At 35.8% G+C, this 13,628-nt stretch carries 14 protein-coding genes, 1 riboswitch and 1 other annotated feature; of the genes, 11 read left to right on the top strand and 3 right to left on the bottom strand.

Features of this window, described 5'->3' with window-relative positions; all coding sequences use genetic code 11:
• The first annotated feature begins 44 nt into the window (after positions 1–44).
• The 6 genes from psiE to M1D73_RS25965 all read left to right on the top strand — a co-directional run bounded on the left by psiE (position 45) and on the right by M1D73_RS25965 (position 5,003).
• The gene (psiE, locus tag M1D73_RS25990; protein ID WP_000834708.1) at positions 45–449 is read left to right on the top strand and encodes a phosphate-starvation-inducible protein PsiE; all 405 of its coding nucleotides are present in this window, start codon (positions 45–47) and stop codon (positions 447–449) included.
• A 142-nt stretch (positions 450–591) separates the two neighbouring features.
• Positions 592–1,107 carry a spermidine N1-acetyltransferase gene (gene speG, locus M1D73_RS25985; RefSeq protein ID WP_001071092.1) on the top strand — a complete coding sequence of 172 codons (516 nt, stop codon included), beginning with the start codon at positions 592–594 and terminating at the stop codon, positions 1,105–1,107.
• A 437-nt stretch (positions 1,108–1,544) separates the two neighbouring features.
• Positions 1,545–3,092 (top strand): ABC-F family ATP-binding cassette domain-containing protein, encoded by a 1,548-nt coding sequence (locus M1D73_RS25980; protein ID WP_481157978.1) that lies wholly within the window; start codon positions 1,545–1,547, stop codon positions 3,090–3,092.
• A gap of 5 nt (positions 3,093–3,097) precedes the next feature.
• Positions 3,098–4,291, top strand: a complete 1,194-nt coding sequence (locus M1D73_RS25975; RefSeq protein WP_001293752.1) for an MFS transporter — start codon at positions 3,098–3,100, stop codon at positions 4,289–4,291.
• A gap of 180 nt (positions 4,292–4,471) precedes the next feature.
• The gene (locus M1D73_RS25970) at positions 4,472–4,684 is read left to right on the top strand and encodes a DUF3955 domain-containing protein (protein ID WP_025118109.1); all 213 of its coding nucleotides are present in this window, start codon (positions 4,472–4,474) and stop codon (positions 4,682–4,684) included.
• A 79-nt stretch (positions 4,685–4,763) separates the two neighbouring features.
• Positions 4,764–5,003 carry a DUF3947 family protein gene (locus tag M1D73_RS25965; RefSeq protein WP_000980930.1) on the top strand — a complete coding sequence of 80 codons (240 nt, stop codon included), beginning with the start codon at positions 4,764–4,766 and terminating at the stop codon, positions 5,001–5,003.
• Between the two features lie 30 nt (positions 5,004–5,033).
• Here M1D73_RS25965 and crcB (M1D73_RS25960) read toward each other — a convergent pair whose 3' ends face one another.
• Positions 5,034–5,390 (bottom strand): fluoride efflux transporter CrcB, encoded by a 357-nt coding sequence (crcB, locus tag M1D73_RS25960; protein ID WP_000568587.1) that lies wholly within the window; start codon positions 5,388–5,390, stop codon positions 5,034–5,036.
• Positions 5,387–5,791 carry a fluoride efflux transporter CrcB gene (gene crcB / locus M1D73_RS25955; protein WP_000639315.1) on the bottom strand — a complete coding sequence of 135 codons (405 nt, stop codon included), beginning with the start codon at positions 5,789–5,791 and terminating at the stop codon, positions 5,387–5,389. Before crcB (M1D73_RS25955) ends, crcB (M1D73_RS25960) begins: the two co-directional genes overlap by 4 nt.
• 54 nt (positions 5,792–5,845) lie before the next feature.
• A riboswitch (Fluoride riboswitch) is annotated at positions 5,846–5,905 on the bottom strand.
• A 232-nt stretch (positions 5,906–6,137) separates the two neighbouring features.
• On the opposite strand from crcB (M1D73_RS25955), the gene M1D73_RS25950 reads away from it, so the two are divergent.
• The 5 genes from M1D73_RS25950 to tyrS all read left to right on the top strand — a co-directional run bounded on the left by M1D73_RS25950 (position 6,138) and on the right by tyrS (position 12,226).
• A complete protein-coding gene (locus tag M1D73_RS25950; RefSeq protein WP_000714050.1) occupies positions 6,138–7,196 on the top strand; it encodes an endonuclease/exonuclease/phosphatase family protein in 1,059 nt (352 codons plus the stop codon).
• 32 nt (positions 7,197–7,228) lie between these two features.
• Positions 7,229–8,731 (top strand): DUF4077 domain-containing protein, encoded by a 1,503-nt coding sequence (locus M1D73_RS25945; protein ID WP_000455082.1) that lies wholly within the window; start codon positions 7,229–7,231, stop codon positions 8,729–8,731.
• A gap of 166 nt (positions 8,732–8,897) precedes the next feature.
• Positions 8,898–9,293: an SET domain-containing protein gene (locus M1D73_RS25940; RefSeq protein ID WP_000573649.1), complete on the top strand. Its 396-nt coding sequence runs from the start codon at positions 8,898–8,900 to the stop codon at positions 9,291–9,293.
• 383 nt (positions 9,294–9,676) lie between these two features.
• Complete coding sequence (murB, locus tag M1D73_RS25935) at positions 9,677–10,594, top strand: UDP-N-acetylmuramate dehydrogenase (RefSeq protein ID WP_001057102.1); 918 nt, start codon at positions 9,677–9,679, stop codon at positions 10,592–10,594.
• A gap of 97 nt (positions 10,595–10,691) precedes the next feature.
• Positions 10,692–10,907, top strand: a binding site (T-box leader).
• Positions 10,908–10,963: 56 nt separating this feature from the next.
• Entirely contained in the window at positions 10,964–12,226 is a 1,263-nt protein-coding gene (gene tyrS / locus M1D73_RS25930; protein ID WP_001021088.1) for a tyrosine--tRNA ligase, read from the top strand.
• Positions 12,227–12,416: 190 nt separating this feature from the next.
• On the opposite strand, the gene M1D73_RS25925 is transcribed toward tyrS, so the two are convergent.
• Positions 12,417–13,595 carry an NAD(P)/FAD-dependent oxidoreductase gene (locus tag M1D73_RS25925; protein ID WP_000043202.1) on the bottom strand — a complete coding sequence of 393 codons (1,179 nt, stop codon included), beginning with the start codon at positions 13,593–13,595 and terminating at the stop codon, positions 12,417–12,419.
• Positions 13,596–13,628 lie beyond the last annotated feature (33 nt).

Below are 13,628 nucleotides of genomic sequence, written 5' to 3'. Positions count from 1 at the left end.
CTATAATAAATAAGTACTTATACGAAGGGGAGTCTAAAGAGAAAATGAAGTCATTTAATATCGATCATGTTATAGCTAGTGTTTTGCAATGGATATTAAATATAGCTTTAATTATATTATCCATTGTGTTATCGATTTTCTTAGTGAATGAGACAATTACGTTTGTGCAGTATATTTTTTCGGCAAAAGAGTATACGTCGTATAAATTGGTTGAAAGTATCATCGTCTATTTCTTATACTTCGAGTTCATTGCATTAATTATTAAGTATTTTAAATCGAACTATCATTTCCCGTTACGTTATTTTATTTATATCGGAATTACGGCCTTAATTCGATTGATTATTGTGTCTCATGAGGAACCGATGGAGACGTTATTATACGCAGGAGCAATTCTTGTTTTAGTTATTGCTTTATACATATCGAATATGAGAGATTTGAGAAAAGAGTAGTAGTGCAGACATAAGTTTGCACTACTTTTTTACATCTTGACCTTCAAGTTGCTTGAAAGTTTACAATGAAATTAGGGCGTTTGAAATCGAAAAAAATTGAGAAATTAAGTGAAGAGGTTTCTTTTACTTGGAGGTTATAGAAATGAATCAGGAATTGAAGTTACGTCCATTAGAACGAGAAGATTTAAAGTTTGTACACGAACTGAATAATAATGCGCATATTATGTCGTATTGGTTTGAAGAGCCGTATGAGGCATTTGTGGAGCTGCAAGACTTATATGATAAACATATACATGATCAAAGCGAACGCCGATTTATCGTTGAGAAAGACAATGAAATGGTTGGATTAGTTGAGTTAGTAGAAATCGATTATATTCACCGTAGAACAGAATTCCAAATCATTATTGATCCGAATTATCAAGGATATGGTTATGCAGTGGATGCGACGCGTTTAGCGATGGATTACGCTTTTTCCGTACTAAATATGCATAAGATTTATTTAGTTGTGGATAAGGAAAATGAAAAGGCAGTACATGTTTATAAAAAAGTTGGGTTTATGGTAGAAGGTGAGCTTATCGATGAGTTTTTCGTTGATGGTAACTATCATAATGCGATAAGAATGTGTATGTTTCAGAAGCAATATTTTGAAAACAAGTAGTTGAAAGATTCGGAAGTAATGTTGACGCTTCGTAAAACCGTATGCTAAAATCCTTTTTAAGTATTAAGGAAGGTGCATAATATGCTTTATATAAAATTTGTAAAACTCATTAGAAAACTTTGCTCCGCACAAATGTATACGGTGAAGCGTTGTACGGAGCTTAATCAAGGGGCATAAATCCCCTATATTCATCGGCTGAATAACTTTTCTAAAAAAGTATAGTTTATCTATGCTTATTTCGTTATGGTTTTTCAGCTGGTGTATAAAATAGATTAAGGGGCCATAGACAATGCTTTGTCTATGGCCCTTTGTGTATATTATTCCGATGAGTCTTTACTATAAATTGGAGTAGTATAGGAAAAACCACGAAGCAGAGGGCTAGTGTCGAATGACGCTATCTCTCTGCTTTTTTTAATTTCAGGAAAAGAGGAATAAAAATGAGTTTACTTAAAGTGGAAAGTTTATCACATAGTTTTATAGATAAAGTATTATACGAAAATGCTTCTTTTGATTTGCATAAAGGGGAGCATATGGGAATTATTGGACAGAATGGTGCAGGAAAAAGCACATTAATGAAAATATTGGTGGGGGAAATTATTCCTGATAAGGGAGACATAAAGTGGCAACCTAATATTCAAATTGGACATCTTGATCAATACGCAGAAATTGATGAGGGTTACACCATTTCACAATATTTAAAGAGAGCCTTTTATGATTTGTATGAAATGGAAAAGAGAATGAACAAGTTATATGAAGAAAGTGCGATGACTGGAGATGAAAATCAACTATTGAAAGCGGCAGAAATTCAAGGACTGCTCGAGGCTCATGATTTTTATTCAGTAGATAGTATTACGAATAAGGTGGCATCCGGCTTAGGTATTGATGTGATTGGGATGGATCGTGTTATTGGTGAATTAAGCGGAGGGCAGCGTGCAAAGGTAATTTTAGCGAAGCTCTTATTAGAAGAGCCTAATATTTTATTACTAGATGAACCGACGAATTTTCTTGATAAGGAGCATGTGGAGTGGCTTGCTAATTATTTAATGAATTTTGAAGGAGCGTTTATTGTCATATCACATGATTTTGATTTTCTGGAAAAGGTAACTTCTTGCATATGTGATGTAGAGTTCGGGACAGTTAAGAAGTATTACGGCAAATACTCAGATTTTGTAAGACAGAAGGAGCATTTGCGAAAAGATTATATTCGCCAATATTATGCACAGCAAAAGAAAATTGAAAAAACGGAAGAGTATATTCGTAGAAATATTGCTGGGGTGAATTCAAAAATAGCGCAAGGTCGTAGAAAACAATTAAAGCGTATGGAAAGAATTGCGCCACCAAGTTTTACTCATAAACCGTCTATTCATTTTCAGGAACTTCCCATTTCAGTTCAGACAGTTCTTGAAGTAAATAACCTTGAAGTTGGTTACGACTTCGCTCTCTTACCAAAGTTGAATTTTTCAGTAATGGGTAGGCAAAAACTTGTTATTACAGGTTTCAATGGAGTAGGAAAATCTACTTTATTAAAAACAATCGTTGGAAATATTGATAGTATTTCTGGAGAGTTTCACTTTTCAGAGCAAATAAAGATTGGATATTATGAGCAAGATTTAAATTGGAGCAATGATTCTTTAACGCCGCTTCAAATTATTTCAGAACAGTTTCCTAAACTGAATATGAAGGAAATACGCCATCATTTAGCTGCGTGTGGAGTGAAGGATACGCACGTTTCGCAAGAAATTCGTACGTTAAGTGGTGGTGAACAATCGAAGGTGAAACTGTGCGGATTATTATTATCACCTTGTAACTTATTAATTTTAGATGAGCCGACAAATCATTTAGATGCAGAAGCGAAGGAAGCTTTGCAAAAGGCGCTAATTAAGTTTAAGGGCAGCATTATACTCGTATCTCACGAAGCGAGTTTTTATCTTGATTGGGCAGATAGCATCTTTCATATAGAGACAGGAATAGTTAAGGGGGTGTGAAACATATGAGTGAAAACAATTGGAAAACGAAAATTATATTATTTTTGACCGCTCAAACTATTTCGTTGTTCGGTTCCTCTCTCGTACAATACGCGATTATATGGTATATCACCCTTACAACATCATCAGGAGTGATGTTGACTATTTCAACTGTTTGCGGTTTTCTACCACAAATTGCGATATCTTTGTTTGCAGGTGTTTGGATTGATCGTTATGACCGTAAAAAGATGATTATGTTATCGGATGGAATTATAGCGATTGCGACGTTAGTTTTAGCAATTTTATTTTTAACAGGATATAAAAGTATTTGGTTACTTTTTATTGTGTTACTCATTCGTTCAGCTGGAACAGGAGTACAAACGCCAGCTGTGAATGCATTAATTCCGCAAATCGTTCCGAAAGAGTATCTTATGAAAGTAAATGGAATAAATAGCAGTATTACATCTTTAATTATGTTTCTTTCTCCAGCAGCAAGTGCGGCGATTCTTTCTATTGCCAGCATTGAAACAACATTTTTTATTGATGTTATTACGGCTATGATTGGAATTAGTATTATGCTTATCATTCAAGTAGAGGGACATGTGAATGCAGAGAATAAGCAAAAATCTAATCTACAAGGAATTAAAGAAGGATTCTCTTATTTAAAAGAAAATGTATTTATTAAAAGGCTAATCGTTTTATTGATTATCATCATGATTTTAATAAGTCCAGCTGCTTTTTTAACACCTTTAATGGTAACTCGTTCTTTCGGGGCCGAAATGTGGAGACTTACTGCTAGTGAGATGACCTTTAGTGCTGGTGCGGCAGCTGGTGGCGTATTGATTGCCGCGTGGGGTGGTTTTCGTAATCGTATGCATACAACAGCGCTAGCTTGTGCATTATATGGACTGCTTATGATTGGACTCGGAATAGCACCGATATTTATTATGTATTTAGTATTTAATTTTTTAATTGGTATAACGATGCCGTGCTTCAATACACCAGTTACTGTGTTATTGCAGGAAAAAGTAGAACCATCAATGCACGGACGGATGTTCAGTCTTGTACAAATTGCGAATTCATGCGCGCTTCCTCTAGGAATGATAATATTTGGGCCATTGTCGGATATGTTTAGTGTAGAGATTTTGTTAATTTATGCTGGGATATTCGTGCTATTTTGCGCAATGTATATTGTATTAAGCAAGAGGTTTGAAGTGTAAATATTTATAATACAGAGGGTTTGCGAAGTGATTTAATATGCTTCGTAAACCTTTTTGTTATTATTCTAGTCAATAATTATTTATTGTTAAACGATAAATAATTATTGACTGTTAATGGTTTTTTGGATAATATGATGTTAAGAATCTAAGGAGAATTACATGAGTAGAGGAGAATGTGAAATGAAAAATAAATACGTAGTAGCTATTTCTTTCATGATTTTAGCGATTATTTCTTTAACTATACATGCTTCAAACAGTAAAGTAGGAGCGGATGGATTCCTTGAAGAACCTTTCTTTTTCCTAGTACCGATAAGTTATGTATTGTTCCTTAGTGGTATTGGCGTATTATTATTTGGATTTATTACTTCAAAGCTGAAAAAGGGCAATAAATAGGGGTTACCAATAGGGACAAAATACTCACTATGAAATAGAAACATACCATATGGAAGAAAAAGAATAAGTGAGATGAATCATGATGAACCATCATTTTTATAATGGAAGACAAGTAGGAGCAGCTATTACGCTGGCTGGGGCACAGGGAACAATTCATGCTATGAATCAAGCTATTCAAATGCAACAACAAGCATATTTTGCACAAATGATGCAAAGTCAGTATATGCCGTATTCACAGCTTCCGATGCAAATTGTACATTACGATGTACATCCAGCTGGTTTATTTTCTATTCCATATGGCGGGACATATTTCTTATGAAAGAAAGCGACTCAATAGAGTCGCTTTTTTTCATATTCCGCCTAGCTTCATTCCAAGGAATGCGAAGAGGATACCAATTATGTACGTAGCGCTTAAGTATAAAAGGAAAGTGCTAATATTTTTTCGATTGAGAAGTTGAACGGCTTCTAGTTTAAACGTAGAAAATGTAGTGAATGCACCCATAAATCCAGTACCTAATAATAGTTGCCAGCCTGTAGTAACTCCGTTGCCGATTATATATCCAAGTAAAAACGCCCCTGTTATATTAATAAGGAATGTAGCAAGTGGAAATTGTGTTTTATTTCTTTTCTTAAACCAATTGCTAATTGCAAATCGTGTAATCGCACCGAAAAATCCTCCTGTTGCGACTAATAAGGCTTCTATCATGAGTAATCACCTTCCGTAAGAGATTTCTTAATTAAGAAATCTCCAAGTGTATAGCCAAGGCCAGACATAATGAGGCCACCAAGTATGCTACATGATACATATAAGAAGGCTATGCTCCACTCAGAATGATTGATCAATTGCACAGTTTCTACACTAAATGTTGAAAAAGTCGTAAAGGAACCGATGAATCCAGTTCCGATGCCTGTGATGACCTCTGAAGGTAAGATGTTTAGCCGGGCGATATAAGTAGTTAGCCACGCTAAGAAGAAGCAACCGATTAAGTTAATGAGTAATGTTGCTAATGGAAATGAATGATGCCAAAATGTGGTGATATTAAGACCTAAATAATAACGAGAAAGAGCTCCTAATATACCGGCAATGCCGACGATAATATAAATCAATTTTCTCACCTCTTTAAATAGATTGCTCAAAAAAATAGACTCCTACCAGTATGTATACTGGTAGGAGTCATTAGCTAAGCAGCGTTTATGGCGAACTCCATCGCCTAGGATTATTACATATAGTGTACTAAATATACCGTTTAAATTCCAGTGAGGAGGTGGGTGTAACGTTTCTTTTTTTGATGTCTGAAGGTTTTTCAAGTAATTAAAATGGGATCGATTACTTATCAACTAAATATAGTGATATACGGTTTTAATTATGATAAAATGTTTCTTATGTGTGTCGTTTTGTTTTATTTGACTGAAAATAAAGAAAAATAAATTCGCGTGAAAAGGAGTCATTTATTTGAAGAAATTTTTAAAAATCGTATTTACATGTGTTTTAGTAGTAGCGGGCATTGTAGGAGGATTTCTAGCGTATATGACACTTACTAAAGAACAGCCTGCTGATGTTATAAGCTTGAAGGTGGAGAATAATAAGGAGCGCGTATTAGCGACTGGAAATGAGTTTAAAGTTACAACATTTAATATTGGATATGCTGGGTTAGATAAGGATCAAGATTTCTTTATGGATGGTGGAAAGGGATCTGGTTCAAGTAGTAAAGAGCAAACGGAAACTAATTTAAAGAATATGCTTTCGTTTTTACAAAATGAGAATAGTGATTTTGCACTATTACAAGAAGTTGATATAAAGTCACTTCGTTCATTTGATGTAAATGAACATGAATTTTTGAAAAAAGGATTACCTGATTATGTTTCGTCATTTGGCAAGAACTACGATACGAAATGGGTTCCAGTGCCAATAATAAATCCAATGGGATATGCGGAGGCTGGATTAAGTACGTTTTCTAAATACACTGTTCAAGAAGCGAAGAGGTTCCAGCTTCCTGGAATGGAGCCTTGGCCAAAGCGTTTGTTTGATTTAGATCGAGCAATTGTGGAATATAAAATTCCTGTTAATAATGGGAAACATGTTAGACTCGTAAATTTACATTTGTCTGCTTATGATGAAGGCGGGAAAATTAGAAAACAGCAAGTAGAGTACTTAAAAGAATATATGAACAAGCATTATGAAAATGGTGATTACGTAATAATGGGCGGAGATTGGAATCAATTAGTTTCAAACGCTCAATTAAGTGATCCGAAGTTCGTGAAAGAGCGCCCTGAGTGGTTAGTAGAGTTACCGAAGGACTTTACAGACGGTGGCTTTAAGTGGGCTGTAGATCCGTCTGTTATGACTGTGAGAGATGATGTAAAGAAATATGTAGAAGGTGAAAATTTCGTCACTATTATTGATGGCTTTATCGTTTCACCGAATGTAGAGATTGTAAATGTACAAGGGAAAGATTTAAAGTTTGAAAATAGCGATCATAACCCAGTAAGTGCGGTATTTAAACTGAAGTAATTGATATGTATAAGTAGAAGGTGGGGCTTCATATGGAGTGGTTAAAGAGGACTTGTTTTTCTAACCTTGAGAAAGAATCACAGAAAAATCATTTATTACTGTTTATAACGATTTGTAGTTTCTTTCTTGGGATAATCGCAATTGGGTATTATGGATATATTTTTACAGAGAGAGCAATAGCGTTTTGGATTTGTGGTATTTCTGTCGTTGCATTTGGAACGCTTTTTACTTTTATAAAAAGTATGGAATCAGCGTATAAATATATCATGACATTTATGTTGCTTACAATGTCTTACATTATGGTACAAGCCTTTAATGAAAGCCCGGCTGTATTTCAAATGGTCTATTTTACATTAGCTGTTTCACTTATTTACTTAAGTGAGCGCCTCATTTTAATTCTTGGCGGGGTAGCTGTTGTAATCACATTTATCCTTTGTAGCTATTGGCCGGAGCAATTTTTTGCTTATACAGCCTCGTCTGAAGCTGCTAATTTCGCAAGTTTGTTAGCGATTGTAACAATCGCTATGTGGGGCGTCACGAAAATCGGTTCTAATCTGCTCCTTCGTTTAAGTGATGAGAAGCAAGAAGTAATGAGAAAAGCTCAGGAGTTAGAAGAGACGCAAAGACTTATTGAAGAAACAGTTGTGAAACTAGATAGTAATTTCAATCATTTAAGACAAAATATGAACACGTCGATGGAATCGATGAGTGAAATTAATTTTGCCTTTGAAGAGGTGGCAGTTGGTACGCAATCACAATCAGAGATGATGTATCGTTCGGTAGAAGTATTGAATGATATGGAGGGAAATATTGAACAAATCATCTCTCAAGTAAGAACTGCATCGGCTCGTGTGGATGAAAGCTTAGAAATTTCAAAAGGTAGTGTACATACTCTAAGAAATTTTGAAATTAACATGAGAAGTTTAAATGATGTTGTTTCACAGTCTGGAATTATATTTAGAGATTTAATGATGCAATCGAAACAAATTAATGAAATTGTAGATGTAATAACGAATATTTCAAGTCAGACGAGTTTGCTAGCTTTAAATGCAAATATTGAAGCTGCGAGGGCAGGCGAGCATGGAAAAGGTTTTGCTATTGTAGCGAGTGAAGTGTTAAAGCTTGCTGAAGAATCAAATCGTTCTGCGGGAAGAATTCAAGGGATTTTGAAGGAGTTTAGTAATCAAGCAAGTAAGGTAGAAGTGCAAGTAGAAAAGTCAGAAAGAGTACAAGAAGAATGTAACGAGATGTTAGCAAGCGTTTTAACAAATGTAACTGATTTAGGGAAGTTTATTGATGCGATTAATGAAGTAATGCGAGAGGTTGTTGTTCATCAAGAAAGTTTCCAAGTTAAAACGACGAATATCGTAAAGGATGTTACGCATGCTTCTAACGTAATTCAGCAAACTTCTACAGCTACAGAAGAAGTGCTAGCGAGTGTGGAAGAAGAAAAACATCGAAATGATACGTCAGTGAAGACGTTACAAACTGTTAGCGAGCAAGTGAAGTTGTTAGAAGATATTTTAGAAAAGTAATATTGCTTGGAAAGAGCACGAATGATGTGCTCTTTTTTCATTGAAACGAATACTTGATAGGAATTTAATTGCTTTTCTGCGCGTTTTCTGCCAAGCTTAAGGAGATAAAATTCAGCTAATAGCGGAATTAAAATACTTCAAAGAAAGAATTAAATAGGTGACGCATATGATCGAAGTTAAGACTTCTGAACTTAGTGATGGAGAATTTAATAGAGGTGTATTTGCAACTCGTGATATTAAAAAAGGTGAGTTGATACACGCAGCACCAGTTATCTCTTATCCGAATGAACAGCATGAACATATTGAGAAAACATTACTTGCTGACTACGCATTTGAGTATGGAATCAATCATACGGCAATCCTTTTAGGATACGGTATGTTATTTAATCATTCATATACACCGAATGCAACGTATGATATTGTCTTCGAGAACCATACGTTTAACTTCTATGCTTATAAGGATATAAAAGCAGGAGAAGAAATTTTAATCAATTATAATGGTGAAGTTGATAACGATGAGCTGTTATGGTTTGATAAAGAAAAAGAAGAGAACGAAAAGTAATATAAAGAGTATAGAAAGAGCACATTCTGTCGGATGTGCTCTTTTTTTATTGATGTAAATAAAGTAAAAAGTACAAAAAAATACCACTTTCTTTTTGTGTGGTATAGTAAGATACTGAGGGATAGTGTTTTGAAAAAGTCACATATTTTACAAATTGTTGTCTTTCTGATGACATGTCAAGTTTAGTAGTCCATTTGGGTTGCTTTATTATGCAATATATATTTTAATATGAGTGGCACCTCTTATAAATTAAGAGGTTTATAGGTGTCTCGAATTGATTTTGGGTACACTGTATCCACCACTTTAGGTTCTTTCATGTACGTGGGGATATTATGGGCCCGTATAACGGGATAAAATGAATATAGAAATAGAGGAATCGTAAAATGAATATGCAAGAGGTTTATAAATATTTAAGTACGGTATTGCCTGAAGGACATGTTAAACAAGATGAAATGTTAAAGAATCATACGCATATTAAAGTTGGCGGAAAAGCAGATGTTTTTGTTGCGCCTACAAATTATGATGAAATTCAAGAAGTTATTAAATATGCGAACGAATATAATATTCCAGTTACGTTTTTAGGAAATGGATCGAATGTCATTATTAAAGATGGTGGAATTCGCGGGATTACAGTAAGTTTAATTCATATTACAGGTGTTACTGTAACAGGAACGACGATTGTAGCACAGTGTGGTGCAGCAATTATTGACGTATCACGTATTGCCTTAGACCATAACTTAACGGGTCTTGAGTTTGCTTGTGGTATTCCAGGTTCAGTTGGCGGAGCATTATATATGAATGCTGGTGCATACGGCGGTGAAATTTCGTTTGTATTAACAGAAGCTGTCGTAATGACAGGTGATGGAGAGCTACGTACTTTGACGAAAGAAGCATTTGAATTTGGATATCGTAAGAGTGTATTTGCAAACAACCATTACATTATTCTTGAAGCGAGATTTGAACTTGAAGAAGGTGTACATGAAGAAATTAAAGCAAAAATGGATGATTTAACGTTTAAACGTGAGTCAAAACAGCCTCTAGAATATCCTTCATGTGGTAGCGTATTTAAGCGCCCACCAAATAACTTTGCTGGTAAGTTAATTCAAGACTCAGGACTACAAGGTAAGCGAATTGGTGGAGTAGAAGTTTCTTTAAAACACGCTGGGTTTATGGTGAATGTTGATAACGGAACAGCACAAGATTACATCGATTTAATTCACTTCGTACAAAAGACAGTTGAAGAGAAATTTGGCGTGAAGTTGGAGCGAGAAGTAAGGATTATTGGAGAAGATAAGGAATAAAGAAATACGTATGAAGATATGAATTATTTTAAAATAATATTTGGGTATTGTTGACAATTTGTTTTCAATTCAATATAATGGCTAATAATTTAACAAATAACATACGTTGAAAGAGCCCAGTAGCAGTTTGTCACTGTTAACGAGAGAGCTAGGGGTTGCTGGAACCTAGCACAAACAAACTTGTGAATTACACTCTGGAGTATCTTAGGTAATGCTAAGCGGACTGGCAATCGATATTATTGCTAAGAGTGGTATGAGTAGCTATGCTATTTATACAAACTGGGTGGTAACACGGTGAATAATCGTCCCTATGTCTATCGTAGACATAGGGGCTTTTTTGTTTTTAAAAAATAAAGGGGATGACAAAAGATGAATATTATTGATGAATTAGAATGGCGCGGCGCCGTTAATCAACAGACTGACGAAGAAGGCTTACGTAAGCTAGTAGAAGAGAAAAAGATTTCACTATACTGCGGAGTTGATCCGACTGGTGATAGTATGCATATCGGACATTTGATTCCGTTTATGATGATGAAGAGATTCCAATTAGCTGGTCATCATCCTGTTATTTTAATTGGCGGGGCAACAGGAACAATTGGTGATCCGAGTGGACGACAATCAGAGCGTCAACTTCAAACGTTAGAAGTGGTTCAGCATAATGTAGATGCGTTAACAGCACAAATGAAAAAGCTATTTGATTTTGGTGGAAATAGCGAAGTGAAGATGGTAAATAACTATGATTGGACACATGAAATAAATATTATTGAGTTTTTACGTGATTACGGGAAAAACTTTAGCATCAATAGCATGTTAGCGAAGGATATTGTAGCAAGCCGTTTGGATACAGGTATTTCTTTCACGGAATTCACGTACCAAATTTTGCAAGCGATGGACTTCCATCATTTATACACGAAAGAGGATGTTCAACTGCAAATTGGTGGTAGTGACCAATGGGGAAATATTACGAGTGGTTTAGATTTAATTCGTAAGTTAGAAGGTCATGAGGCGAAAGTATTCGGATTAACGATTCCGTTATTATTAAAATCGGACGGTACGAAGTTTGGTAAATCAGCGGGTGGTGCGGTTTGGCTTGATCCTGAAAAAACGACACCGTTTGAATTTTACCAGTTCTGGGTAAATACAGATGACCGTGACGCAATTAAATACTTGAAATACTTTACGTTCTTAACGAAAGAGCGTATTGATGAATTAGCAACGAAGGTAGAAGCGGAACCTCATAAACGTGAAGCGCAAAAAGTATTAGCGGAAGAAATGACGAAATTTGTTCATGGAGAAGAGGCGTTCCTGCAAGCTGAGAAAATTACAGCAGCGTTATTTAGCGGAGATATTAAATCGTTAACAGCTGATGAAATTGAACAAGGCTTTAAAGAAATGCCAACATTTCAGTCTTCAAAAGAGACGAAAAACATCGTAGAATGGCTAGTTGATTTAGGAATTGAACCATCTAGACGACAAGCGCGTGAAGATATTAATAACGGAGCGATTTCTATGAATGGTGAGAAAGTAACAGATGTGGGTACAGATGTTACTGTAGAAAATTCATTTGATGGACGATTTATTATTATCCGTAAAGGGAAGAAGAATTACAGTCTTGTGAAGTTAGGCGAATAGTTTGTGTGAAAGGATGGGAGTAGGAAGAATACTTCCATCTTTTCGTATACACAATTTGGACATAAAATAATCAGTAAATTTAGATAATTAAAAGGGTTATACGATTCTTCTGCCGAATAAATAAGTTAGAGAAAATTACGGATAAAAATAGCCCGAACCATGCAGGGCATGATTCGGGCTTATATTCAGATTAGTAAGCTAAGCTGAATAGACCTTTAATGTGTGATAAGTAACGAACGTTACTTGCTTCTTTCATTAATGATGCTGGTAAGCCTTTAAGTGGAGTATTGCTTGCTCCAATTGTAGCAACCGCATCTTTACGTCCTAGACTAGCAAGTGTTCCAGAGTTTACAGGTGCGAACTCTTCGAATGCTTTGCCTTCTAGTGCTGCGTATAAGTTGTATCCAATTAACTCACCCATTTGCCAAGCGATTTGTGCAGTTGGTGGGTATGGACGTCCGTCTGGAGCGAAGACAACAGCGCTGTCTCCAGCAACGAATACGTCTTTGTGAGAAGTAGATTGTAGGTATGCATCAACTGTTGCACGTCCACGGTTAACTTCAAGACCTGATTCACCGATTAATGGGTTACCTTGTACGCCGCCCGTCCAAACGAATGTGTTAGCAACAAGTTTTTGACCGTCTTTTAAGTCGATTTCGTTGCCAGCAACGTTTGTTACAGGAAGACCAGTTAAGAATGTAACGCCGCGCGCTTCTAGGCTAGTAGTTGCACGTTCGATTAAGTGGTCTGGTAATACTGGAAGGATTTTTGGACCTGCTTCAACAAGAAGAAGTTTCACTTCTTTTGGATTTACGCCGTGGCTTTTTGCAAGTTTAGGCATAATGTCAGCAAGCTCACCAACTAGCTCAACGCCAGTTAATCCGCCACCACCGATTACGATTGTAGCATCAGCTTCGTTTTTCGTTTTCGCGTATTCACGAATACGGTCTTCAACGTGTTTGTAGATTTTATTTGCATCAGCAGCAGATTTTAATACCATGCTGTTTTCTTCTAGTCCTGGAATACCGAAGTAAGCAGTTTTACTTCCTAAAGCAACTACAAGTGCATCGTAAGATAAAGTAGTGCCGCCAGCTAGTTTGATTTCTTTGCTATCAACTGAGAATGACTCAACTGTTGCGATTTTAAGATCGATATCTTTACCTTTGAAAAGCTTTGTAAGTGGCATTGCAACTGCTTGCTCAGACACGTTACCAGCTGCAAGGCGGTGTAGTTCAGTGATGATTTGGTGCGTTGGGTATTGGTTAATCACTGTAACTTGTGCTTCTGATTTACTGTAATATTTACGTACGTTTAAAGCGGCAAGAAGACCGCCATAACCAGCGCCTAAGATGACAATTTGTTTTGACATAGTATGATATCCCCCGTCTTTACTAATTGTTGT

The organism is Bacillus sp. PK3-067, from assembly GCF_056738645.1.
The sequence above is the reverse complement of the archived record's forward strand: the minus strand, read 5'-3'. Positions and strand labels throughout refer to the sequence as shown.